Source organism: Agrococcus sp. Marseille-P2731 (genome assembly GCF_900117395.1).
GTDB lineage: Bacteria > Actinomycetota > Actinomycetes > Actinomycetales > Microbacteriaceae > Agrococcus.
This window is the reverse complement of record NZ_FPEG01000001.1, coordinates 147,428-170,180: the sequence shown is the minus strand read 5'-3', so window position 1 is coordinate 170,180 and position 22,753 is coordinate 147,428. Positions and strand designations below refer to the sequence as shown.

Sequence of the window (22,753 nt, the reverse complement as noted above, 5' to 3'; positions counted from 1 at the left end):
GAGGTGGAGGAGCTCAGCATGCGCTACGACCATCGCGTCGTCCTCGACGAGGTGTCGTTCCACGCACCCTGGGGCGCGGTGACGGGCTTCATCGGTGTGAACGGCTCTGGCAAGACCACGACGATCCGATGCATGCTCGGCCTCGAGCGCGGTGGAGGACGCACGCGGATGGCGGGCGTCCCGTACGCAGAGCTCGACGAGCCTCTGCGCACCGTCGGGTTCTGCCCCGACTCGCTCGGGGCGGCCCCGTGGGTGACCGCGCAGCAGCACATCCGCACGCTCGCGCTCCGCGCGGGTGCTGACGCGACCGCAGCAGCGAGCGTGCTCCAGAGCGTCGGCCTCACCGCGGTGTCCCAGCCGGTGCGCGCCTACTCGCTCGGCATGCGACGAAGGCTCGCGATCGCCGGAGCACTCGTGGCGAGCCCCGGCATCCTGGTGCTCGACGAGCCCTTCGACGGGCTCGATCCCGAGGGCAGGCGATGGTTGGCCGAGCTGCTGCGCGCGCATGCCGACGACGGCGGCGCGGTGCTGCTGTCTGCCCATGCACTCGACGAGATCGAGCCCCTGCTCGATCGTGTGGTGTGCCTGCACGAGGGCAGGGTGCGGTATGCCGGGGCGGCCGAGCCGTTCCTGCGAGCGGGCGCCGCGGAGGTCACGATCGTCCGCTCGCTCGATCAAGCCCGGCTCGCGGATGCGCTGCGCGCCGCTGGCGCGACGGTCCGGTCGCGCGCATCAGGAGCCGTCGCCGTCCGGGCGCTGACACCCGAGCAGATCGCGAGGGTGGCGTCCGACGCCGCAGTGCTGGTCACCGAGCTCACTCCCAGGCGCACGACGCTGAGCGCGGCGTTCGCGACGGCGATCGAGGCGGCGCCGTGAGCGCGGGCTCGCACGACGGCCGGGCTGGGAGGCCGAGGTGGCGCAGGATGCGCGCGAGCATGACGGCCGAGCTGCGCGGCCTGCTGCGGGGGCGACGGCAGGGCTGGGTCCTGGTGTTCGCCGTCGTCGGCTCGCTGGCAGGGGGCATCACGAGCGGCGGCATCGCCACGCAGCTCTCCGGCGTCGAACCGCTCGAGCTCTCGACCATGAGCATCTCGAGGGGCGCAGCCACACCGATCGCGGTGGCGCTGCTCGCCGCGGTCGCGATCGCCGGCCCGTATCGCGATGGCGGGTGGCTGCAGCCGGTGCTGAGCGAGCCGCGCGCGCTGCCGCGAGCGCTGGCGGGCGGGGTGCCGATGCTCGGGGCGAGCGTCCTCCTCGGCCTGCTCGCGGCCACCGTCGCCGCGGTGAGCGCGGGAGCGCTCGCAGGCTTCGACCCAGGCTCGTTCGCGCTGGCGGCGAGCGCGCACGTCGTCGTGACGGCGATCTGGGGCCTGTGGATGCTGTGCCTCGCGCACGCCACGCGCTCACCCCTGTTGACGATCGCTGTCGGCGTGGGCATGCCCGTCGTTGTCGAGCCGGCGCTCGCCGGGCTCCTGGCGCAGCTGCAGCTCGATCCAGCGCGCTGGGCGCTGCCGGGGCAGGCGCTGCGAGCGGTCGGCGAGGCGGGTGCCGGAGGCGGGGCGCTGCTGCTGCCGATCTCCGCGCAGGCCCTGGCGATCGCCGTCGCGACCATCGCCATCTGCACGCTCGCGGCGGCGCTCGCGGCGGGGCTCCGGATGCGCGCTGCTCAGCCGCGCTGAGTTGACCGGATCGCACCCCCGCCGGTGGTAGCGTGACTCGCACTACGGGCCGCCCGGCCCTGATCTTCGAAGGAGCACCATGGCTGAGCGCACCGTCACCGTCGAGTCTGCCAACGGCCTGCACGCACGCCCTGCTTCGCTGTTCGCGCAGGCGGCGGCGAAGGCCGGCAGCCCCGTCACGATCACGAAGGGCGAGAAGCAGGTCAACGCGGCCAGCATCCTCTCGGTCATCTCGCTGGGCGTCAGCAAGGGCGACACGGTCACGATCGACTCCGACGACGAGTCGGCGCTCGACGAGCTCGAGCAGCTGCTCGCGACCGACCACGACGCCTGACCACCTCGGCATCACCCCGCATCACCCACCCAGCACGGAGTCATCGATGACCACCACGGCAGCACCGACCTCGGGTGGCGCTCGCGTCGCCATCCAGAAGTTCGGCACGTTCCTCTCTGGCATGATCATGCCCAACATCCCCGCGCTGATCGCCTGGGGCATCATCACGGCGCTCTTCATCGATGTCGGTCCGTTCCCGAACGCCGACCTCGCCTCCATCGTCGGCCCGACGATCCATTACCTGCTGCCGATCCTGATCGCCGGCACCGGTGGCCGGATGGTGTACGACACGCGAGGCGCCGTTGTCGGCGCGTTCGCCGTCATGGGCGCGATCGCGGGCTCCGACCTGCTCATCGCCGCCTTCAACGAGGCCAACCCGCCCGCTGAGGGTGCCGCGGAGCTCGGCCAGGTCCACATGTTCATCGGCGCGATGATCCTCGGCCCGCTGTCGGCCTGGGTCATGAAGCAGCTCGACAAGCTGTGGGACGGCAAGGTCAAGGCCGGCTTCGAGATGCTCGTCAACATGTTCTCGGCCGGCATCGTGGCGTTCCTCATGGGCCTGTTCGGCTTCTACGTCGTCGCTCCGGTCGTCAACTGGATCATGACGGTCGTCGGCGGGGCAGTCGGCTGGCTGGTCGAGACGGGCCTGCTGCCGATCGCGTCCCTGCTGATCGAGCCCGCGAAGGTCTTCTTCCTCAACAACGCCATCAACCACGGCGTCCTCACGCCACTGGGCACGACCGACGTCGCCACCGACGGCAAGTCGATCCTGTTCCTGCTCGAGGCGAACCCCGGCCCGGGCCTGGGGCTGCTGCTCGCCTTCGCCGTCTTCGGCGTCGGAGCAGCGAGGGCGACCGCACCGGGCGCCGCGATCATCTCGTTCGCGGGCGGCATCCACGAGGTCTACTTCCCCTACGCGCTGATGAAGCCGACGCTCATCATCGCGCTCGTGCTCGGCGGCGCCTCGGGCGTCGCGACGAACATGCTGCTCGGCACGGGCCTCGCGGGCCCGGCCGCCCCTGGCAGCATCTTCGCGGTCGGCGTCCAGGCAGCGCTGGTCGGCGGCGGCAACCTCGTCGGCGTGCTGCTCTCGGTCGTCATCGCGACGGCCGTCACCTTCGCGGTCGCGGCCGTCATCCTGCGCGCCTCGCGCAAGCGGGACCTCGAGCGCGAGGGCGCCGGTGACCTCTCGGCGGCCATCGCCAAGACCGAGGCGGCGAAGGGCCGGAAGTCCGAGCACCTCTCGAACCTCGCGGCGGGTGGCGCTGCCGCCGGCGGCGCGGCGGCAGCCACGGCGGTCGAGACGAACGAGCCCGCGGTCGCGGCCGAGCCGATCCGCAGGATCGTCTTCGCGTGCGACGCAGGCATGGGCTCGAGCGCGATGGGCGCGAGCGTGCTGCGCAGCAAGATCAAGAAGGCGGGCATCGAGGGCGTCGACGTGACGAACGTCTCGATCGCGAACCTCGACGGCACGGAAGACCTGATCGTCACGCACCAGGACCTCACCGCCCGCGCTCGTCAGCGCAACGACCACGCCACCCACGTGTCGGTCGACAACTTCATGAACAGCCCGAAGTACGACGACGTCGTCAAGCTCGTCGGCGAGTCGAACCAGAGCGAATAGGAGCACCATGGCCGTCCTCACCCTCGAGCAGATCACCACGACCCCGAAGGCCTCGACGAAGGACGAGGCGATCCAGGAGGCGGCCGACATGCTCGTCGCCGCGGGCGCCGTGACCCCGGAGTACGCGGACGCCATGCGCGAGCGCGAGCAGAGCGTGTCCACGTACATGGGCAACCTGCTCGCCATCCCGCACGGCACGAACGAGTCGAAGGACTCCATCCTCGACTCGGCGCTGTCCGTCGCTCGCTACGAGACGCCGATCGACTGGGACGGCAACCCGGTGAAGTTCGTGATCGGCATCGCAGGCAAGGACGGCGGCCACCTAGAGATCCTGTCCAAGATCGCGATCGTGTTCGCCGACGAGGACGAGGTGGCGAAGCTCGAGCAGGCGGCCGATCCCGCAGCGATCCTCGAGCTGCTCGGCGACGTCAACGAGTGATGCGGGCCGTCCACTTCGGCGCGGGCAACATCGGCCGCGGCTTCGTCGGGCTGATCCTGCACCGCGCCGGCTACGAGGTCACCTTCGTCGACGTCAACGCAGCGCTGATCGAGATGCTGCAGACGGCGGATGCGTACCAGGTGCGCGAGGTCGGGCCGGATGCGACCGTGCACACGGTCACGGGCTTCACCGGCATCGACTCCAGCGCCGATCCGGAGGGCGCCGCGCGAGCCGTGGCTGAGGCCGACGTCGTCACGTGCGCCGTCGGCCCCACGGTCATGCGCTTCATCGCGCCGGTCATCCGAGCGGGGCTCGCGCAGCGCACGGGCGACCCGGTCGCGGTCATGGCGTGCGAGAACGCGATCGGCGCGACGGACACCCTGCGGGACTGGGTGCTCGAAGGAGCGCCGGAGCTGGCGGAGCGCGCGGTGTTCGCCAACACCGCGGTCGACCGCATCATCCCGCCGCAGGACCCCGCCGGTCTCGACGTCGTCGTGGAGGACTTCTTCGAGTGGTCCATCGACCGCACGCCGTTCGCCGGCGCGGCGCCGACGATCCCGGACGCGCACTTCGTCGACGACCTCGCCCCCTTCATCGAGCGCAAGCTCTTCACCGTCAACACCGGTCACGCGACGACCGCATACGCCGGCTGGAACGCCGGTGTCCCGACGATCGCCGAAGCGCTGCAGGAGCCAGAGATCCGCGCCGCCGTCGAGGCAGCGCTCGCCGACACCAGCCGGCTGCTGCTGGCGAAGTTCGGCTTCGACGCCGCCGAGCATGCCGCCTACGTGGCGCGCGCGATCGAGCGCTTCGAGAACCCGGCACTGCCCGACACCTGCGAGCGCATCGGGCGGCAGCCCCTGCGCAAGCTCTCGCGCAACGAGCGGTTCGTGCAGCCGGCCGTCGAGCTGTTCGAGCGCGGGGAGCGCGCCGACGGTCTCGTCGCCGCCTACGCCGCCGCGCTGCGCTTCGATGCCGCCGACGACGAGCAGGCCCTCGAGCTGCAGCGGCTGCTCGCCGAGCTCGAGCCGGGCGCGTTCGTCGAGCAGGTGAGCGGCGTGGAGCCGGGCGCGCTGCACGACGAGCTGACGGCGCTCGTCGCCGCCGCCAAGGGCTAGCCGAGCGTGCTGAGCCGCGGCACTCGGAGCCGGGGGCGCTCGAGCGCGCGCCCCCGGCAGCGACTGCTGCACGGCTGGGACTGGTCGGACCCCCGCATCGAGCTGGAGGAGCTCGCGCCAGCCAGCCGGGTGCTCGTCTCCGGCGGCGCAGGCGAGCTGGCGGCAGCCCTCGCCGACGCCGGCCACCGGGTGACGGCGATCGGCTCCAACCACCATCAGCTGCAGTACGCGCGGCGCCGCGTCGCGGGCGCGGACTTCGAGCCGGGCGCCGCCGAGCGCCTCATCGACCTCGGACGCGGCATGATCAAGGCGGCGAGCCCGGCCTGGGCGCGGCGGCGGATGCGTCAGTTCCTGCAGGAGGGCGATCCGCTCAAGGCGGCGGAGGCGTGGAAGACGAGGCTCGACAACCGCACCCTCGCGTCGATCCTCAAGACGATGCTCGGGCCGGCGGGCACGCTCTCGGCGCTCGTCCTGCGCGACTTCGCCACGCCGATCCCGCCGCACTTCGACGAGGCGATCCGAGGGCGGATCGCCCGAGCGCTGCGCAAGCACGCGCCGAAGGAGAACCCCTTCGCCTGGAGGCTGCTGCTCGGCGAGGAGATGCCGGGGCACCAGCCGCCCAGGGTGTCGCCCGACGCGATCACCTGGATCGAGGAGCCGCTGCTCGAGCACCTCGAGCGCGTCGGTCACGGCGCCTACGACGCCGTGACGCTCTCGAACGTCATCGACGGCGCCGACGAGCGCTGGGTGCGAGACCTCCGGAAGGCGGCGCTGCGTGCCGTCGTGCCGGGCGGGCCGGTGATCGCGCGCTCCTTCGCGACCACGATGGATGACGACGCGGCGAAGCGCGCGCGGCGCGATCGCGCGATGCTCTGGGGGAGCATCGTCGTGCAGCGCTCGACCGGCTGAGCGACGCCTCGACACGCCCGGCTTGCACGTCAGCGCCGGATACGCGTAGAGTTGACCGTTGGTGTCGTGCGCCCTCTGCGCACGTCACTCGCATGACCGGCAACCGAGAAACTTGCAGAAGAAGGCTATGGCCAAAAAAGACGGCGTCATCGAGATCGAAGGCACGGTGATCGAGGCGCTCCCCAATGCGATGTTCCGCGTCGAGCTCTCGAACGGACACGTTGTGCTCGCGCACATCTCCGGCAAGATGCGGCAGAACTACATCCGCATCCTCCAGGAGGACCGAGTGATCGTGGAGCTCAGCCCCTACGACCTCAGTCGCGGACGCATCGTCTACCGCTACAAGTAACCGGCTGCTGGACAAGGAACGGCTCGCGCGCCGCGCGAGCACGAGGCCAGCGAGGAAGAGAACATGAAGGTCAACCCCAGCGTCAAGAGGATCTGCGACAAGTGCAAGGTGATCCGCCGGCACGGTCGCGTGATGGTCATCTGCGAGAACCCCCGCCACAAGCAGCGCCAGGGCTGACGCCCGGCGCTCGCGCCACCGGCGCGGGACACAACTGAACAACAGCACACAGCAGCGGTCAGAGTCCTCGGAAGAGGGCGACACCTTGGGGAGAGGCCCAGGCACCTCCGCTGCTCCATACCTCTCATCCACTCCTTAGGAGACACACGATGGCACGCATCGCAGGTGTCGACATCCCGCGCGAGAAGCGCGTGGAGATCGCACTGACGTACATCTTCGGCGTCGGCCGCACCCGGTCGATCCAGACGCTCGAGGCCACCGGCATCGACCGCAACACTCGCGTCAAGGACCTCACGGACGAGCAGCTCGTCACGCTCCGCGACCACATCGAGGGCACGTTCAAGGTGGAGGGCGACCTCCGCCGCGAGGTGACCGCCGACATCCGTCGCAAGGTCGAGATCGGCTCGTACGAGGGCATCCGCCACCGCCGCGGCCTCCCCGTCCGCGGCCAGCGCACCAAGACGAACGCGCGCACCCGCAAGGGCAAGAAGCAGACGGTCGCCGGCAAGAAGAAGGCCGGCCGCTAGGCCGCGTGGAGGGTAGAACAACATGGCAGCTCCCAAGTCCGCGGTCCGCAAGCCGCGCAAGAAGGACAAGAAGAACATCGCCGTGGGCCACGCCCACATCAAGTCGACGTTCAACAACACGATCGTCTCGATCACCGACACCACCGGGGCCGTCGTCTCGCAGGTCTCGGGTGGCGGCGTCGGCATGAAGGGCTCGCGCAAGTCGACCCCGTATGCCGCTCAGCTCGCCGCCGAGTCGGCCGCTCGCCAGGCGCAGGACCACGGCATGAAGAAGGTCGACGTCTTCGTCAAGGGCGCAGGCTCGGGCCGTGAGACGGCGATCCGCTCGCTCCAGGCCGCTGGCCTCGAGATCGGCGCGATCCACGACGTGACGCCGCAGGCCCACAACGGCGTTCGCCCGCCGAAGCCGCGCCGCAACTAGTCGTTCCCGCCGGGCAGGGGGCTCACCCCTGCCCGGCCATCCGCCGTCATTGAACACGCGAGTCATATAGCGGACTCGCGACCGAAAGGAACCGACACGTGCTGATCGCCCAGCGCCCCACTGTCACCGAGGAGATCGTCTCCGAGCACCGCTCGCGGTTCACGATCGAGCCGCTCGAGCCTGGCTTCGGCTACACCCTCGGCAACTCGCTCCGCCGCACCCTCCTCTCGTCGATCCCCGGCGCTGCTGTCACCAGCATCCGCCTGGACGGCGTGCTCCACGAGTTCTCGACGATCGCCGGTGTCAAGGAGGACGTCACCGAGATCATCCTGAACATCAAGCGCCTCGTCGTCTCGTCCGAGCACGACGAGCCCGTCGTCGCCTACCTCTCGCGCCAGGGCGCGGGCACGGTGACGGCCGCCGACATCACGGCTCCGGCCGGTGTCGAGCTCCACAACCCCGAGCTCGTGCTCGCGACGCTGAACGACTCGGCGAAGCTGCAGCTGGAGCTCACGATCGAGCGCGGCCGCGGCTACGTCTCTGCAGCGCAGAACCGCGACGAGTTCGCCGAGGCCGGCGTCATCCCGATCGACTCGATCTACTCGCCCGTGCTCAAGGTCACCTACCGCGTCGAGGCGACGCGTGCCGGTGAGCGGACCGACTTCGACTCGCTCGTCGTCGACGTGGAGGCGAAGCCGTCGATCACGCCGCGCGACGCCATCGCTTCGGCCGGCCGCACGCTCGTCGAGCTGTTCGGCCTGACGCGCGACCTGAACGCCGAGGCCGAGGGCATCGAGATTGGTCAGGCTCCGGCCGAGGCCATCGGCTCCGGCGAGCTCGCGACCCCGATCGAGGAGCTCGACCTGTCCGTGCGCTCGTACAACTGCCTCAAGCGCGAGGGCATCAACACGGTGTCCGAGCTGGTGGCGCTGAGCGAGACGCAGCTGATGAACATCCGCAACTTCGGCCAGAAGTCGGTCGACGAGGTCAAGGACAAGCTCGTCGAGCTCGGCCTGTCCCTCAAGGACGCGGTGCCCGGCTTCGACGGCGCCCACTTCTACAGCGGTTACGACGAGGACGCTCGCTGAACGCGGGCCGACTGAAGAACTAGAGGGATACGAACCATGCCCAAGCCCACCAAGGGTCCCCGCCTCGGAGGCGGTCCTGCGCACGAGCGCCTGCTGCTCGCGAACCTCGCGGCTGCGCTCTTCACGCACAAGTCGATCAAGACGACCGAGACGAAGGCCAAGCGCCTCCGCCCGATCGCTGAGCGCCTCGTCACCTTCGCCAAGCGCGGCGACCTGCACGCTCGTCGTCGCGTGCTCGCCGTGATCGGCGACAAGGGCGTCGTGCACGAGCTCTTCACCGAGATCGCTCCGCTCGTCGCCGAGCGCGAGGGCGGCTACACCCGCATCACGAAGCTCGGCTTCCGCAAGGGCGACAACGCCCCCATGGCGCAGATCGAGCTCGTGCTCGAGCCGGTGCAGAAGAAGGCGTCGAAGTCGAAGGCCGCCGCTGCTGCGCAGTCGGCTGCTGCCGACCAGGAGGCCGCTGAGGCCACGGCCGCTGACGCCGAGGTCGAGGAGACCGAGGCGCCCGAGGCTGAGACGGAGGCCACGGAGACCGAGGTCACCGAGCAGGCGCCCGAGGCAGAGGTCGCGGCCGACGAGGCCGCTGCCGAGGCCGCGAACGCCGAGGCCGCAGAGGCACAGGACGTGGCGCAGGACGCCGCGACCCAGGCTGCCTCGACCGAGAACACGCAGCGCGACGGCAAGTAAGCACGTCGCCTGACGACGAAGGGGCTCCGCATCGCGCGGAGCCCCTTCGTCGTGTCGCGTCCGGTCGCGGACCGCGCACCGGATCAGGCGGCTGAGGCCTTGGCGATCTCGGTCGCCGCGAGCACCAAGCCCAGGTGCGAGAAGGCCTGCGGGAAGTTGCCCCAGTGGTGGCCGGTGGCCGGGTCGACCTCCTCGGCGAAGAGACCCACGTCGTTGCTGAGCGCCACCAGGCGATCCATGAGCGCGGTCGCGTCGTCGAGCCGGCCCGCCTGAGCGTAGGCGGTGACGAGCCAGAAGCCGCACAGGACGAACGGGTGCTCGTCGCCGGAGAGCCCGTCGACACCCGTCGTGCGGTAGCGCAGCGGGATGCCGTCGACGAGCAGCTCCTGCTCGATGCGAGCGATGGTGCCGAGGAAGCGCGGATCGTCGGCCGCGACGATGCCGATGGTCGGGAGCTGCAGCAGCGAGGCATCCACCTCGCTGGTGGCGTAGTGCTGTCGGAACGAGCCGGTGGTCTCGTCGAAGCCGCGCGTCAGCACCTCCTCGCGCAGCGCATCCCTGATCTGGATCCACTGCTCGGTGTCGGCATGGCAGCCGTCCTGCTCGACGGCTCGCACGCCGCAGTCGAAGGCGGCCCACATCATCGCGCGCGAGTGGGTGAACATCTGCGGCTCGCCGCGCATCTCCCACAAACCCTGGTCGGGCTTCTGCCAGTGCGTGGCGAGCTCGTTGAGGAGCGCGCGCTGCATGTTCCAGGAGTCCTGGGAGTCGTCGAGGCCGAGCTGCCGCAGACGCTGCAGTGTCAGCATCAGCTGCCCCAGCACGTCGTGCTGGCGCTGCTCCGCCGCGCCGTTGCCGACGCGCACCGGCCGGGCGCCGCCGTACCCCGGGAGGTGGTCGAGCTCGAGCTCGGGCAGCTCGCGGCCGCCGTCGCGGCGATACATGATCCGCATGTCCTGCGGGTCGCCGGCGATCGCGCGCAGCAGCCAGTCGCGCCACAGCGCGACCTTGCCGCTCAGGCGCACCGCGAGCATCGCGTCGACGGTGAGGGATGCGTCGCGCAGCCACGTGAAGCGGTAGTCCCAGTTGCGCTCGCCACCGGGGTCCTCCGGCAGCGAGGTCGTCGGCGCCGCCAGGATGCCGCCAGTGACCTCGTCGGTGAGCGCGCGCAGCACGAGCACGCTCGTGCGCACCGCCTCGAGGTAGGGGCCGTCGTACTCGAGGGCGCGCAGCCACTCGGACGACTCGGCGATGGTGGTCGCGACGATCTCGGACTCTCCCACCGGCGCAGCGAGCGGCAGCCAGGAGTGCTGCCAGGCCAGGTCGAGCACGACGCGGTCGCCCTCGCGCACGGTGAAGCTCGAGCGGTGGCGGTGGTCGTCGGCGAGGGGCAGCTGCGGCCCGCGCAGCACCAGGCGGTCCGGGCCGGCGATGGCGACGAGGATCTCGGCGCCGTCCTCCTCCATGCGGCGGAACCAGGGCGGCACGCTGCCGTAGCCGAAGCGCACCACGAGGCTCTGCTCGAGCTCGACCTCGCCGCTGACGCCGGTGATGACGCGCACGACGTCGGCGCGCCCATCACCCGTGGGCATCGCATCCGTCACCGTCACCGTGCCGGTCGGCGTCTCGTGCGTCGTCTCGAGCACGAGGCTGCCGGGCAGGTAGCGGCGGGTCGACGTCGCCGGCCCGATGGGGCCGATGCGCCAGTGGCCGTGCTCGCGGTCGCCGAGCAGTGCGGCGAAGCACGCGGGGGAGTCGAAGTGCGGCAGGCAGAGCCAGTCGATCGAGCCATCGCGACCGACGAGCGCAGCGGTGGTGCGGTCGCCGATCAGGGCGTAGTCCTCGATGGGAGTGGGAGTAGGCATCCCGGCGAGGCTAGCCGCGCGGGCTGGGCGCAGTCTCCGCATCAATAGGCTTGCGGCATGCCTCGCATGCGCCTCGACCTCGCCTACGATGGCGGCGGGTTCGCCGGCTGGGCGGTGCAGCCGGGGCTCCGCACCTGCCAGGGCGAGCTCGAGCGGGCGCTGTCGACGATCGCGCGCGAGCCGGTGCGGGTGACGGTCGCGGGGCGCACGGATGCGGGGGTGCACGCGAGCGGTCAGGTGGCCCACGCAGACGTGCCGGAGCGCATCGCGATCGTGCCGCAGCTCGCGCGCCGGCTGTCGAGGCTCGCGGCGCCGGAGGGTGACCTCGTGGTGCGGCAGGTGGGCGCGGCGCCAGAGGGGTTCGATGCCCGCTTCTCGGCCGTCTCGCGCTCCTACCGCTACCGGATCGTCGCGAGCCCCGCCGGTGACCCGCTCGAGCGGCGCACCGCGGCGCACGTGCCGCAGGCGCTCGACGTCGAGGCGATGCGGCGAGCGGCGGCAGCACTCGTCGGGCTGCGCGACTTCGCGGCGTTCTGCAAGCCGCGCGAGGGTGCGACGACGATCCGGGATCTGCGCGCGTTCGCGTGGGCGGAGGAGGGCGAGGTGCTGACGGCCTCGCTCACCGCCGACGCGTTCTGCCACTCGATGGTGCGCGCGCTCGTCGCCGCGTGCGTGCGGGTGGGGGAGGGCAGGCTCGGGCTCGCGCAGGCGATCGCGCTCCTGGAGGAGCGGCGGCGCTCAGCGCTCACGGGGCTCATGCCGGCGCACGGCCTCACGCTCGTGGCGGTGGGCTATCCGCCCGACGCCGAGCTCGCGCTGCAGGCCGAGCGCGCCAGAGCGCGCCGCAGCGCATCCGACCTCAGCCGCTGACGCGCTCGCCGGCCAGCAGTGCCGCGAGCTCGTCGACGGAGTCGACCACACGGGTCGCGCCTGCCGCCTCGAGCTCGTCGCGCCCGCCGTAGCCGTAGGCGACGCCGATCGAGGGCATGCCGAGCTCGTGCGCAGAGGCGATGTCGTTCACCCGGTCGCCGACCATGACGAGCTGCGCGTGCGGCAGGTCGATCGACGCCGCGGCGCGGGCGATGACCTCGGCCTTGGAGTGGCCGGCCTCGCCGTCGAGGCGCCCGTGCACGCCGCGGAAGCGCGGGCGCAGCGCGTAGTGCTCGACGACCGCCTCCGCGTCGCGCTGGATCTTGTGGGTCGCCACCGCGAGCGGCGTGCCTCGCTCGTCGAGCTCGGCGATGAGCTGCGCGATGCCCGGGTAGAGCGTGGAGTCGACGAGGCCGCCGTCGGCCATCCTGCGCCGGAAGGCGAGGAGCGCCGTGTCGATCTCGTCGGGGGTGCGCCCCTCCTCGGCGAGCACCGTCACGAGCGGCGGGCCGAGCCAGCGCAGCAGCACGTCCTCCGTCGGCTGCTCCCACCCGACCGCGTCGTGCATGTGCCGCAGGCTGGCGAGCAGGCCGCGCTTGGAGTCGGTGAGGGTGCCGTCGAGGTCGAAGATGATGCCGCTGGGATTCATGTCCCTCCATCGTCCCAGATGTCTGATCGGCCTGGCCAGGCCTTTCGCCCGCGGCTTAGACTGGACGCCGCCGACGGGGAGCGCGGCGACGAGCCGGAGGTCACGACGTGTCAGAGCAGCAGCCCGCATTCGACCAGGTCTTCCGCGGCTACGACCGCGAGCAGGTCGACGGCGCCCTCGCAGGGCTGCGGGCGGAGCTCGACCAGGCCGAGCAGGCGAGCTCGGCCGCGGCGATCGCGACCGAGGCGCGCATCCAGCACCTCTCCGAGGACCTCGACGCGGCCATCGCGCGCGCCGATCAGGCAGAGGCCCGCATGCTGCGCCTCGCGCAGCAGGTGCAGACCCTCGACGAGGAGGGCGACGACGAGGCGACGGATGCGGGGGATGCGGAGGAGGGCCGGCAGACACGCGTGCGCTTCGCCGAGATCCTGCGGGTCGCCGAGGATCAGGCCTCGACGCTCGTCACGAACGCGTCGAACGCATCGGAGCGGATCCTCGACGACGCCAACGAGGAGCGCGACCGCATCCGCCGGGATGCGCAGGAGGAGGCGGCTCGCGTGCTGCAGGAGGCGCAGCACGAGGCGGAGCTCACCCGCCGCCGCAGCGAGACCGAGCAGACCGCCCACCGGGCGCGCGTCGAGATCGAGCTCGGCTCGCTGGGCGAGAAGGTGTCGCAGGCCGACCGCGAGGCGCAGGTGCTGCTGGGCGAGGCCGAGCGCGCAGCCGCCGCGATGCGCGCGCAGGTGCAGCGCGAGACCGACGACCTGAAGCTCGACGCCGACCGCATCGTGCGCGAGGCGAAGGCGCGGCGGATCGAGCTCGACGCCGCGATCACGCGCCGCCAGGACGACGCGCAGCAGGAGTTCCTGCGCCTGCACAGCCAGGCGGTCGCGCACGCGGAGCGCATCACGGCCGACGCCAACGAGAAGGTCGCGTCGGCGCTCGCGCACGCCACGCACGTCGCCGAGCAGTCGGAGGCCTACGAGCAGCTGTCGAAGGCGCAGGCGGCGCAGATCGAGGCGAGCGCGAAGGCGCGCGCGTCGTCGATGCTCGACGAGGCGCGGCAGCGCTCGCAGGCCATCGTCGACGCGGTGACGAAGCACACGAAGGATGTGCTGCGCGATGCCGAGGACCGCACGCGGTCGCTGCGCTACCAGCAGACGCAGCTGAACGGCTTCATGGCGGAGGTGCAGTCGCTCATGCACGTCGCGGACGCCGCCGACCCGCGCACCTGGTCCTCCGCGGGCGCGGCGGGCGCTGCGACGCCCGGCGCGGCGGCCCCCGACGGGCAGCGCTCGGGGGAGGAGCCGGCAGGGGCGGGCGTGCCCGCTGTGGCCGCCGAGGACCGCGTCGTCGTCCCCGACTCGCACAGCGCATCCGCCGCTGACGAGGATCCGCTCGCCGATCTCACCCTGCAGGTCGACCAGGCGCTCGAGGGCGAGCCGGTCGAGGAGCCGGCGACGCGCGAGGAGGTCATCGAGGTCGTGTGGCACGAGGATGACGAGGCCTACGACCCCTCGATCGACCGCTGATCCCGCCCCTCGGACCCGGATCGCCGTGGTTCGGGGCTTGACCGCCGCGGTTCCGCGCGAGTATGCTCGATCCTTGGTGCGTGCAGCCTGCGCGTGCCCGAATGAGCCCTCCACCGGATCGTTCTCGCCGCATCGCGAGCAGAACACCTCGGAGTGGGATTCACGACCATCCATTCGATCAGTGAGGCATCAATGACTCGCACGTATTCGCCCAAGGCGGCGGACGTCCAGCACAACTGGATCGTCATCGACGCCACCGACGTGGTGCTCGGCCGCCTGGCAAGCCACGCGGCTGCCATGCTCCGCGGCAAGCACAAGCCGACGTTCGCCCCCCACATGGACATGGGCGACTTCGTCATCATCGTGAACGCCGACAAGGTGGCGCTCACGGGCCAGAAGCTGCTCAAGAAGGTCGCCTACCGCCACTCGGGCTACCCGGGCGGCCTCAAGGCCACCAACTACGCAGAGATGCTCGAGCGCTGGCCTGTGCGCACCGTCGAGAAGGCGATCCGCGGCATGCTGCCGAAGAACTCGCTCGGCCGCGCTCAGATCAAGAAGCTCAAGGTCTACGCAGGCCCCGAGCACCCGCACGCGGCGCAGCAGCCGACCCCCTACACGTTCGACCAGGTCGCCCAGTAGGGCGCGAGGAGACACCAGACATGGCGAAGATCGCAGACTCCATCGAGGCTCCCGAGAGCTTCTCGACCGAGACGCCGGCAGCTGAGGCTCCCAAGGCGCCCCGCGTCGTCAACATCGGCGGCCAGGCCGTCGGCCGTCGCAAGCAGGCCATCGCCCGCGTGCGCCTGAGCCCCGGCTCCGGCTCGTTCACCGTGAACGGCCGCTCGCTCGAGGACTACTTCCCGAACAAGCTGCACCAGCAGCTGATCAACGACCCGTTCACGCTCCTCGAGCTCACGGGCAGCTACGACGTGATCGCCCGCATCTCGGGCGGCGGCCCCTCGGGCCAGGCCGGCGCGCTGCGTCTCGGCATCGCTCGTGCGCTCAACGAGATCGACGTCGAGAACAACCGCCCGGAGCTCAAGAAGGCCGGATTCCTCTCGCGCGACGCTCGCGTCATCGAGCGCAAGAAGGCCGGCCTCAAGAAGGCTCGCAAGGCGCCGCAGTACTCGAAGCGCTGATCCATGTCGCGCCTGTTCGGCACGGATGGGGTTCGGGGTCTGGCAGGCCTCGACATCACGGCGGAATCGGCGATGGCGCTCGCACAGGGCGCCGCTCTCGTGCTCGGGCGTCACGCCCGGCAGGATGGGCGGCGCCCTGTTGCCGTCGTCGCGCGCGATCCGCGCGTGTCGGGTGAGTTCATCGCCGCCGCCGTCTCGGCGGGCCTCGCCTCGAGCGGTGTCGACGTGCTCGACGCCGGGGTGATCCCGACGCCGGCCGCCGCCTACCTGGTGGCGAGCATCCACGCCGACTTCGGCGTCATGGTCTCGGCTTCGCACAACCCGGCGCCGGACAACGGCATCAAGTTCTTCGCGACGGGCGGCCGCAAGCTGCCCGACGCGGTCGAGGACGAGATCGAGACGGCGCTCGGCGGGCCTCCGCTGCGCCCGATCGGCAGCGAGGTCGGCACCATCCGTCGCTTCGCCGACGCCGAGGACCGCTACCTCGTGCACCTGCTCGGCACGCTCGACGTCAGCCTCGAGGGGCTGCACGTCGCGCTCGACTGCGCGCACGGGGCGGCTGCGGGCGTGAGCCCGCAGGCCTTCGCCGACGCCGGGGCACGGGTGACCGTGATGGGCAACGACCCCGACGGCATCAACATCAACCGCGAGGTCGGCTCGACCCACCTCGAGCAGCTGCGCGAGCTCGTCGTCTCGTCGGGCGCCGACCTCGGCATCGCCCACGATGGCGACGCCGACCGCTGCCTGGCGATCGACGCGCAGGGCACCGTCGTCGACGGCGACCAGATCATGGCGATCCTCGCCGTCGCGACCAAGCGGCGCGGCCTGCTGGCCGACGACACCCTCGTCGCGACCGTGATGTCGAACCTGGGGCTGAAGGTCGCGATGGACGAGCACGACATCTCGCTCGTCCAGACGGCCGTCGGCGACCGCTACGTGCTCGAAGCGCTCCGTGAGTACGACCTCTCGCTCGGCGGCGAGCAGTCGGGCCACATCATCTTCTCGGCGCACGCCACCACGGGCGACGGGATCCTCACCGGCCTGCAGATCGCCGCAGAGATGGCGCGCACCGGCAAGTCGCTCAGCGAGCTGGCCGCGGTGATGCAGGTCTTCCCGCAGGTGCTCATCAACGTCACCGGCGTCGACAGGCTCGGCCTTCGCGGCAACCAGCCGATCGCCGACGCCGTCGCGCGCGCGGAGGCTGAGCTCGGTGAGCAGGGCCGCGTGCTGCTGCGCCCCTCGGGCACCGAGAAGATCGTGCGCGTCATGGTCGAGGCCTCCGAGCAGCACATCGCCGAGACCATCGCCGACGAGCTCGCCGACCTCGTGCGAGCTGAGCTGAGCGTCAGCGCCTGAGCACGACTTCGCAGCGAACGACGAGAGGGGCGGGGATCCACTGGATCCCCGCCCCTCTCGCTGCGTGCATCACTCGAGCGGGATGCTGCGCGTCGGCTCGTTGGTGCCGGCGCGGATCGCGCGCTGCCGCGCGACGCGAGCGATGATGAACAGCACGCTGCCGACCACCACGTAGCACCCGGCGATCAGCCAGGTCTGGAGGCTCTGCTGCGTGAGCAGCGCCACCGAGGCGATGAGCGCGAGCACCGAGACGATGCGGGGCGCCGTGAAGTGCTTGTGCGCCACCTTGTCCTTCTTCAGCACGAGCACCGAGATGTTCGCCGAGATGAACACGAGCACGAGCAGCAGCACGGTGGTGTCGGCGAGCGTGCCGACGTCGCCGACGAAGGACATCGCCATCGTCACGACGCCGACCACGACGATCGAGACCCACGGCGTGCGGCGCTTCGGGAGCACCGCGCCGAAGGCGCGCGGCAGCAGCTTGGCCTCGGCCAGGCCGTAGGTGGCGCGCGATGCCATCACCATGAACAGCAGGGCGCCGTTGCCGATCGCGACCAGCGCGATGATGGCGAAGAGCCACGGCGGGAAGGCGAGGCCGGAGGCCTCGATGACCTCGAGCAGCGGACCCTCGGAGTTGGCGAGCTGGTCGAGCGGCACCACGATCGCCGCGCCCAGCGCGATGGCCAGGTAGACGACCGCCGCGGTGAGGATCGCGCCGAAGAGCGCGCGGGGGTAGGAGCGGCTGGGGTCCTTGACCTCCTCGGCCATGTTCGCCGCAGCCTCGAAGCCGAGGAACGAGAAGAAGGCGGTGATGGTGGCTGCGAACGCGCCCGTCATGGGCGGCACGCCCTCGGCGAAGGTCGTGAGGCGAGAGGGGTCGCCGCCGCCGGAGCCGAACACGATCGCGGCGACCGCGATGATGATGATGAGACCGGTCATCTCGATCACGGTCGCGCCGACGTTGGCGATGAGCGACTCTCGCACGCCGCGCAGGTTGATGATGACGAGCAGCGCGATGAAGCCGATCGCGACCGGGATGGTCGGGATGCCCGGCACCAGCGCCTGCAGGTAGTCGCCGGCGAACGCGTTGGCCAGTGCGGCGGAGGTCGTGATGCCCGACGACAGCATGAGGAAGCCGATGAGGAAGGTCACGAAGGGCTTGTTGAACGCGCGCTCGGCGAACCTGGCCGCGCCACCCGCGTGCGGGTACTTCGTGATCAGCTCGGCGTAGGTGCCAGCGGTCAGCAGCGCCAGGATGAGCGCGAGGCCGAGCGGGAGCCAGATGACGCCGCCGACGTCCTGCGCGATGGTGCCGACGAGTGTGTAGATGCCTGCGCCGAGCGTGTCACCGACGATGAAGAAGAAGAGCAGGAGGGTGGTGATCCCGCGCTTGAGCTTCGTGCCGGAGGGCGATGGTTCTGCGACTGTGGACTGCGCCATAGTCGCTAAGAGTGGCACGGCTTCGCTGAGCGCGCGCCTATCGATTCCACAGGTTCGCGACCCGGGCCGTGAGCGTGCCGAACCCACCGCGCAGCCGGGCCCCGCGGCGTCAGGCCTGCCTGGCCCGGAAGGCGGCGACGTTGGTGCGCGACTGGCACGTCGTGGAGCAGAAGCGTCGAGAGCGGTTGCGCGAGAGGTCGAAGAACATCCGGAGGCAGCGATCGTCGCTGCAGCGCTTGAGCCGGGCGGTGTCCTCGGTGCGCACGAGATCCGCGAGGGCCATGGCCGCGTTCACGGCGATCGCGTCAGCGATCGGCGCGCCCGCCGGCAGCCCGTGCAGGTGCCAGTCGAAGTCGTCGTGGCGCACGAGGTGCGGGCGGGCGTCGCACTGCTTGAAGACCCGGTTCGCCGTGGCTGCGATCTCGTCTCGATCCGCGTCCCACATCGCCTCGAGGGTGCGCAGGTGCGCCCAGGCGGCCGCCGCATCCGCCCTCGTCGCACCGCTCGCGCCCGGGAAGCGGTAGTCGGCGCACATCGCCTTCAGCGCCGCGACGGTGTCGAGCGCTCCCTCGCGGCGCCGATTGCACAGCGCGGCGGTGAACTCCAGGGTGCGCACGAGCTCTCGGGGGTGGGGAAGCGTCACGGATCGTCCTCGGTTGTGCTCATGGCCGTCAAGCCATACGGTCGTGACAACGTGCCCCGACGTGGTGAGCACGATCGTAGTCGTCCTCAGTAGCGGGTCACCATGCCGTCTCGTCGCCCCGTCGGCCTCGCGCTCGCGCTCGCGAGCGCGGCCTCCTTCGCGCTCTCGGGCATCTTCGCGTCCGCGCTCCTCGACGCAGGCTGGAGCGCTGGCGCGGTCACGCTCCTGCGCATCGGCGGTGGCGCGCTCGTGCTCCTCGCGCCCACCCTGCTGCTGCTGCGCGGCAGGTGGGATGCGGTGCTGCGGTCGTGGAAGGAGGTGGTGGTGCTCGGCGTGCTGGCCGTCGCTGTCTGCCAGCTCGCGTTCTTCGCCGCGGTCGCCTACATCGATCCCTCGCTCGCCCTGCTGATCGAGTTCCTCGGCCCGGTGCTGCTCGTCTTCTTCACCTGGGCGACCACTCGCCGGGCGCCCGCGATGCTCACGCTGGCGGGCGCCGGTGTGGCGCTCATCGGCCTCGGGCTCGTCTCCGGCATCGGCGGCGAAGCGCTCCACCCGCTCGGGGTGCTGCTCGCCCTCGGCGCAGCCGTCGGCAACGCCGGCTACTGGTCCGCCGCCTCCAAGGCCGACTCGGAGCTGCCGCCCATCGCGCTCGCCGGGCTCGGCCTCATCGTGGGCGCGGTCGTGCTCGGGCTCGCCTCGGCGACCGGGCTGCTGCCCTTCGCCGCCAACGCCTCGCCGGTGGTGCTCGCGGGCGCGACGGTGCCGTGGTGGGCGGCGATGCTGATGCTCGTGCTGCTCGCGACCGCCTTCTCGTACGTGCTCGGCATCCTCGGCGCGCGGCGGCTCGGCGCGACCCTCGCGAGCTTCGTCGGCTACTCGGAGCCGATGTTCGGCATCCTCTGGACCGCGCTGCTGCTCGCCATCCTCCCGACGGGGATGCAGTGGGCAGGCGCCGCGGCGATCATCGCGGGCGTGCTGCTCGTGCGGCTCGGGCAGGTCGGGAGGCCGCGGCGGACGCGCGGGCCCGCTACCGTCGGAGGGATCCCGCCAGCCTAGGGGCCGTCGCGATCACAGCTTCCGGAGCAGGACCGAGCGGATGGTGTGGTCGTCGGCCTTGCGCAGCACGAGGTCGGCCCGCGGCCTCGTCGGCAGGATGTGTTCGACGAGGTTCGGGCCGTTGATCGAGTCCCAGATGTCCTCCGAGTGGATCCGCGCGCGCTCGCGAGACATGTCCGCGAAGCGGTGGAAGTACGACTGCGGATCCTGGAACGCGCTCTGCTTGAGCGCCCAGAAGCGGTCGATGTACCACTCCCTGATCGCGCTCGTGCGCGCATCCACGTAGATCGAGAAGTCGAACAGGTCGCTGACGGCCAGGTGCGAGCCCGCGGGCGGCGGCTGCAGCACGTTGAGGCCCTCGACGATCAGGATGTCGGGCCGGCGCACCACGATCTCGTCGCCCGGCACGATGTCGTACGTGAGGTGGGAGTAGACCGGAGCCCGCACCTCGGCCTCGCCCGACTTCACCCGCGAGACGAAGCCCAGCAGCGCTCGTCGGTCGTAGGACTCGGGGAAGCCCTTGCGCTCCATCAGCCCGCGCTCCTCGAGCACGCGGTTCGGGTGCAGGAAGCCGTCCGTGGTGATGAGCTCGACGCGGGGCGAGCCCTCCCAGCGCCGCAGCAGCTCCTCGAGCAGCCGGGCCGTGGTCGACTTGCCGACCGCGACCGAGCCGGCCACGCCGATGACGAAGGGGGTCGGATGCGCGGTCGCGCCCAGGAAGCCGTAGGTGTCGCGGTGGAGGCGCGCGGCCGACTCCTGGTAAAGGCTCACGAGCCGCGACAGCGGCAGGTAGACCTCTGCCACCTCGCGCAGCTCGAGCCGGTCGCCGAGACCGCGGAGCCTGCGCACCTCATCCTCGGTGAGCGGGTTCGGGGTGCGCGGCGAGAGGCGAGCCCAGTCGGCCCGCTCGATCTCGACGAACGGCGACTGGATGGGGTGTGACACGGGTGGGAGCCTACCGCCGGTAGGATCATCGGCATGTGTGGAATCGTCGGGTACACGGGTCAGCGCGGCACCGTAGGGGTGCTGCTCGAAGGCCTCAGCAGGCTCGAGTACCGCGGCTATGACAGCGCGGGCATCTCGGTGCTCGACGGCGACAGCGTCGCGCTGCGCAAGAAGGGCGGCAAGCTCGCCGTGCTGCGGGGCAGCCTGGAGGATGCGCCGCTGCCCGACGAGGGCGCCGGCATCGGCCACACCCGCTGGGCGACGCACGGCGGCCCGACCGACGAGAACGCGCATCCGCACCTGGGCGACGACGGCAGGCTCTCGCTCATCCACAACGGCATCATCGAGAACTTCGCGGCGCTGCGCGCCGAGCTCGAGGCCGACGGCGAGACCTTCCTGAGCGAGACCGACAGCGAGGCTGCCGCCAAGCTCGTTGGCCGCGCGTTCCGCGAGACCGGTGACCTCACCGAAGCCATGCGCCGCGTCGTGCAGCGCCTCGAGGGCCAGTTCACGCTGCTCGCCGTGCACGCAGAGCAGCCGGGCGTCGTCGTCGGCGCCTGCCACAACTCGCCGCTGCTCGTCGGCTACGGCGAGGGCGAGCACTTCCTGGGCAGCGACGTGAGCGCGTTCGTCAAGTTCACCCCCAGCGCCGCCGCCCTCGACAACGACAAGATCGTCACGATCACCGCCGACAGCGCATCCGTCACCGACTTCGACGGCGAGCCCGTCGAGCCCAAGCGCTTCGAGGTCGACTGGGACGCCTCGGCCGCAGACAAGGGCGGCTGGTCGTCGTTCATGGCGAAGGAGGTCTCCGAGGGCCCGGAGGCCGTGGCGAACACGCTCCGCGGCCGCCTGACCGACACCGGCGTCGACCTGGGTGAGCTCGGCGTGCTCGACGACGAGGCGCTGCGGGGCATCTCCCGCATCGTGATCGTCGCGTGCGGCACCGCGAACTACTCGGGCCTCGTCGGCAAGTACGCGATCGAGACCTGGTCGCGCGTGCCGGTCGAGGTCGACCTGGCCCACGAGTTCCGCTACCGCGACCCCGTGCTCGACGCCAGCACCCTCGTCATCTCGATCTCGCAGTCCGGCGAGACGATGGACACGAAGATGGCCGTGCAGCACGCGAAGGCGCAGGGCGCCCGCACGCTCTCGATCTGCAACACGCAGGGCGCGACCATCCCGCGCGAGTCGGAGGCGGTCCTCTACACGCACGCCGGCCCCGAGGTCGCGGTCGCCTCGACGAAGGCCTTCCTCGCCCAGGTCATCGGCCAGCTGCTGTTCGGCCTGCACCTGGCCAAGGTGCGCGGCACGATGACCGACGAGGCGATCGCCGAGGTCGTGCGCGAGCTCAAGGAGCTGCCCGAGGAGCTCGAGCAGGTGCTCTCGGAGCAGGCGGCGGTGCACGAGCTCGCGCACTGGATGAGCGACACCCGTTCGGTGCTGTTCCTCGGTCGCCACGTGGGCTACCCCGTCGCGCTCGAGGGCGCGCTCAAGCTGAAGGAGATCAGCTACATCCACGCGGAGGGCTTCGCCGGTGGCGAGCTGAAGCACGGCCCGATCGCGCTCATCGAGCCCGGCCAGGTCGTCTTCGTCGTGGTGCCGAGCCCGCGCAACGAGCCGCTGCTGCACTCGAAGATCATCAGCAACATCCAGGAGATCCGCGCTCGCGGCGCCCGCGTCATCGCGGTGGCCGAGGCGGGCGACGCGGCGGTCATGCCGTACGCCGACCAGGTGCTGCGGGTGCCCCTCACGCTGCCGATGCTCGAGCCCGTGCTGCAGGTCGTGCCGCTGCACATCTTCGCGCTCGAGCTCGCGACCGCGAAGGGGCTCGACGTCGACCAGCCGCGCAACCTGGCGAAGTCCGTCACGGTCGAGTGAGCCCGTCGGTCTGATCGTGGCC

At 71.0% G+C, this 22,753-nt stretch carries 25 protein-coding genes; 20 read left to right on the top strand and 5 right to left on the bottom strand.

The annotated features are described in order from the left end of the window. Window positions 1-18 precede the first annotated feature (18 nt). The 13 genes from BQ6202_RS00805 (at window position 19) to rplQ (ending at window position 9,355) form a co-directional block, all read left to right on the top strand. Window positions 19-876 (top strand): ABC transporter ATP-binding protein, encoded by an 858-nt coding sequence (locus BQ6202_RS00805; RefSeq protein ID WP_072313157.1) that lies wholly within the window; start codon window positions 19-21, stop codon window positions 874-876. A 47-nt stretch (window positions 877-923) separates the two neighbouring features. Next, complete coding sequence (locus tag BQ6202_RS00800; RefSeq protein ID WP_143143606.1) at window positions 924-1,679, top strand: hypothetical protein; 756 nt, start codon at window positions 924-926, stop codon at window positions 1,677-1,679. Window positions 1,680-1,758: 79 nt separating this feature from the next. Continuing rightward, window positions 1,759-2,013 carry an HPr family phosphocarrier protein gene (locus tag BQ6202_RS00795; protein WP_072312774.1) on the top strand — a complete coding sequence of 85 codons (255 nt, stop codon included), beginning with the start codon at window positions 1,759-1,761 and terminating at the stop codon, window positions 2,011-2,013. Between the two features lie 46 nt (window positions 2,014-2,059). Next, complete coding sequence (locus BQ6202_RS00790; protein WP_072312773.1) at window positions 2,060-3,637, top strand: PTS mannitol transporter subunit IIBC; 1,578 nt, start codon at window positions 2,060-2,062, stop codon at window positions 3,635-3,637. A gap of 7 nt (window positions 3,638-3,644) precedes the next feature. Further along, window positions 3,645-4,076 (top strand): PTS mannitol transporter subunit IIA, encoded by a 432-nt coding sequence (locus BQ6202_RS00785; protein WP_072312772.1) that lies wholly within the window; start codon window positions 3,645-3,647, stop codon window positions 4,074-4,076. Continuing rightward, window positions 4,076-5,194, top strand: a complete 1,119-nt coding sequence (locus BQ6202_RS00780; RefSeq protein WP_072312771.1) for a mannitol-1-phosphate 5-dehydrogenase — start codon at window positions 4,076-4,078, stop codon at window positions 5,192-5,194. Before BQ6202_RS00785 ends, BQ6202_RS00780 begins: the two co-directional genes overlap by 1 nt. A 6-nt stretch (window positions 5,195-5,200) precedes the next feature. Further along, entirely contained in the window at window positions 5,201-6,103 is a 903-nt protein-coding gene (locus tag BQ6202_RS00775) for a BtaA family protein (protein WP_072312770.1), read from the top strand. A gap of 127 nt (window positions 6,104-6,230) precedes the next feature. Next, on the top strand, window positions 6,231-6,452 hold the full coding sequence (gene infA, locus BQ6202_RS00770; protein WP_072312769.1) for a translation initiation factor IF-1: 222 nt from the start codon (window positions 6,231-6,233) through the stop codon (window positions 6,450-6,452). A gap of 63 nt (window positions 6,453-6,515) precedes the next feature. Next, complete coding sequence (rpmJ, locus tag BQ6202_RS00765; RefSeq protein ID WP_056734976.1) at window positions 6,516-6,629, top strand: 50S ribosomal protein L36; 114 nt, start codon at window positions 6,516-6,518, stop codon at window positions 6,627-6,629. Window positions 6,630-6,778: 149 nt separating this feature from the next. Continuing rightward, the gene (rpsM, locus tag BQ6202_RS00760) at window positions 6,779-7,156 is read left to right on the top strand and encodes a 30S ribosomal protein S13 (RefSeq protein WP_072312768.1); all 378 of its coding nucleotides are present in this window, start codon (window positions 6,779-6,781) and stop codon (window positions 7,154-7,156) included. A gap of 22 nt (window positions 7,157-7,178) precedes the next feature. Then, on the top strand, window positions 7,179-7,577 hold the full coding sequence (gene rpsK / locus BQ6202_RS00755; protein WP_072312767.1) for a 30S ribosomal protein S11: 399 nt from the start codon (window positions 7,179-7,181) through the stop codon (window positions 7,575-7,577). A gap of 98 nt (window positions 7,578-7,675) precedes the next feature. Then, window positions 7,676-8,665 (top strand): DNA-directed RNA polymerase subunit alpha, encoded by a 990-nt coding sequence (locus tag BQ6202_RS00750; protein ID WP_072312766.1) that lies wholly within the window; start codon window positions 7,676-7,678, stop codon window positions 8,663-8,665. Window positions 8,666-8,701: 36 nt separating this feature from the next. Further along, window positions 8,702-9,355, top strand: a complete 654-nt coding sequence (gene rplQ / locus BQ6202_RS00745; RefSeq protein WP_072312765.1) for a 50S ribosomal protein L17 — start codon at window positions 8,702-8,704, stop codon at window positions 9,353-9,355. Window positions 9,356-9,438: 83 nt separating this feature from the next. Here the strand turns inward: rplQ and BQ6202_RS00740 are convergent, their stop codons facing one another. Then, the gene (locus BQ6202_RS00740; RefSeq protein ID WP_072312764.1) at window positions 9,439-11,220 is read right to left on the bottom strand and encodes a glycoside hydrolase family 15 protein; all 1,782 of its coding nucleotides are present in this window, start codon (window positions 11,218-11,220) and stop codon (window positions 9,439-9,441) included. A gap of 57 nt (window positions 11,221-11,277) precedes the next feature. Here BQ6202_RS00740 and truA point away from each other — a divergent pair, with 57 nt between their 5' ends. Continuing rightward, on the top strand, window positions 11,278-12,090 hold the full coding sequence (gene truA, locus BQ6202_RS00735; RefSeq protein WP_072312763.1) for a tRNA pseudouridine(38-40) synthase TruA: 813 nt from the start codon (window positions 11,278-11,280) through the stop codon (window positions 12,088-12,090). Here the strand turns inward: truA and BQ6202_RS00730 are convergent. Beyond that, on the bottom strand, window positions 12,080-12,739 hold the full coding sequence (locus BQ6202_RS00730) for an HAD hydrolase-like protein (RefSeq protein ID WP_072312762.1): 660 nt from the start codon (window positions 12,737-12,739) through the stop codon (window positions 12,080-12,082). The genes truA and BQ6202_RS00730 overlap by 11 nt on opposite strands. A 107-nt stretch (window positions 12,740-12,846) precedes the next feature. On the opposite strand from BQ6202_RS00730, the gene BQ6202_RS00725 reads away from it, so the two are divergent. The 4 genes from BQ6202_RS00725 to glmM all read left to right on the top strand — a co-directional run bounded on the left by BQ6202_RS00725 (window position 12,847) and on the right by glmM (window position 16,766). Next, window positions 12,847-14,271, top strand: a complete 1,425-nt coding sequence (locus tag BQ6202_RS00725) for a coiled-coil domain-containing protein (RefSeq protein WP_072312761.1) — start codon at window positions 12,847-12,849, stop codon at window positions 14,269-14,271. Between the two features lie 192 nt (window positions 14,272-14,463). Beyond that, entirely contained in the window at window positions 14,464-14,910 is a 447-nt protein-coding gene (rplM, locus tag BQ6202_RS00720) for a 50S ribosomal protein L13 (protein ID WP_072312760.1), read from the top strand. A 20-nt stretch (window positions 14,911-14,930) separates the two neighbouring features. Next, entirely contained in the window at window positions 14,931-15,410 is a 480-nt protein-coding gene (gene rpsI / locus BQ6202_RS00715) for a 30S ribosomal protein S9 (RefSeq protein WP_072312759.1), read from the top strand. 3 nt (window positions 15,411-15,413) lie between these two features. Then, complete coding sequence (glmM, locus tag BQ6202_RS00710; protein WP_072312758.1) at window positions 15,414-16,766, top strand: phosphoglucosamine mutase; 1,353 nt, start codon at window positions 15,414-15,416, stop codon at window positions 16,764-16,766. Window positions 16,767-16,835: 69 nt separating this feature from the next. On the opposite strand, the gene BQ6202_RS00705 is transcribed toward glmM, so the two are convergent. Together BQ6202_RS00705 and BQ6202_RS00700 are read right to left on the bottom strand one after the other, a co-directional pair. Continuing rightward, window positions 16,836-18,206: an APC family permease gene (locus BQ6202_RS00705; RefSeq protein ID WP_072312757.1), complete on the bottom strand. Its 1,371-nt coding sequence runs from the start codon at window positions 18,204-18,206 to the stop codon at window positions 16,836-16,838. A 109-nt stretch (window positions 18,207-18,315) separates the two neighbouring features. Beyond that, a complete protein-coding gene (locus tag BQ6202_RS00700; protein WP_143143605.1) occupies window positions 18,316-18,849 on the bottom strand; it encodes a CGNR zinc finger domain-containing protein in 534 nt (177 codons plus the stop codon). 102 nt (window positions 18,850-18,951) lie between these two features. Between BQ6202_RS00700 and BQ6202_RS00695 the strand changes: the two genes are divergently transcribed. After that, window positions 18,952-19,905: an EamA family transporter gene (locus BQ6202_RS00695; RefSeq protein WP_072312755.1), complete on the top strand. Its 954-nt coding sequence runs from the start codon at window positions 18,952-18,954 to the stop codon at window positions 19,903-19,905. Between the two features lie 12 nt (window positions 19,906-19,917). On the opposite strand, the gene coaA is transcribed toward BQ6202_RS00695, so the two are convergent. Further along, window positions 19,918-20,850, bottom strand: a complete 933-nt coding sequence (gene coaA, locus BQ6202_RS00690; protein WP_072312754.1) for a type I pantothenate kinase — start codon at window positions 20,848-20,850, stop codon at window positions 19,918-19,920. A gap of 33 nt (window positions 20,851-20,883) precedes the next feature. Here coaA and glmS point away from each other — a divergent pair, with 33 nt between their 5' ends. Continuing rightward, window positions 20,884-22,731, top strand: a complete 1,848-nt coding sequence (glmS, locus tag BQ6202_RS00685; RefSeq protein ID WP_072312753.1) for a glutamine--fructose-6-phosphate transaminase (isomerizing) — start codon at window positions 20,884-20,886, stop codon at window positions 22,729-22,731. Window positions 22,732-22,753 lie beyond the last annotated feature (22 nt).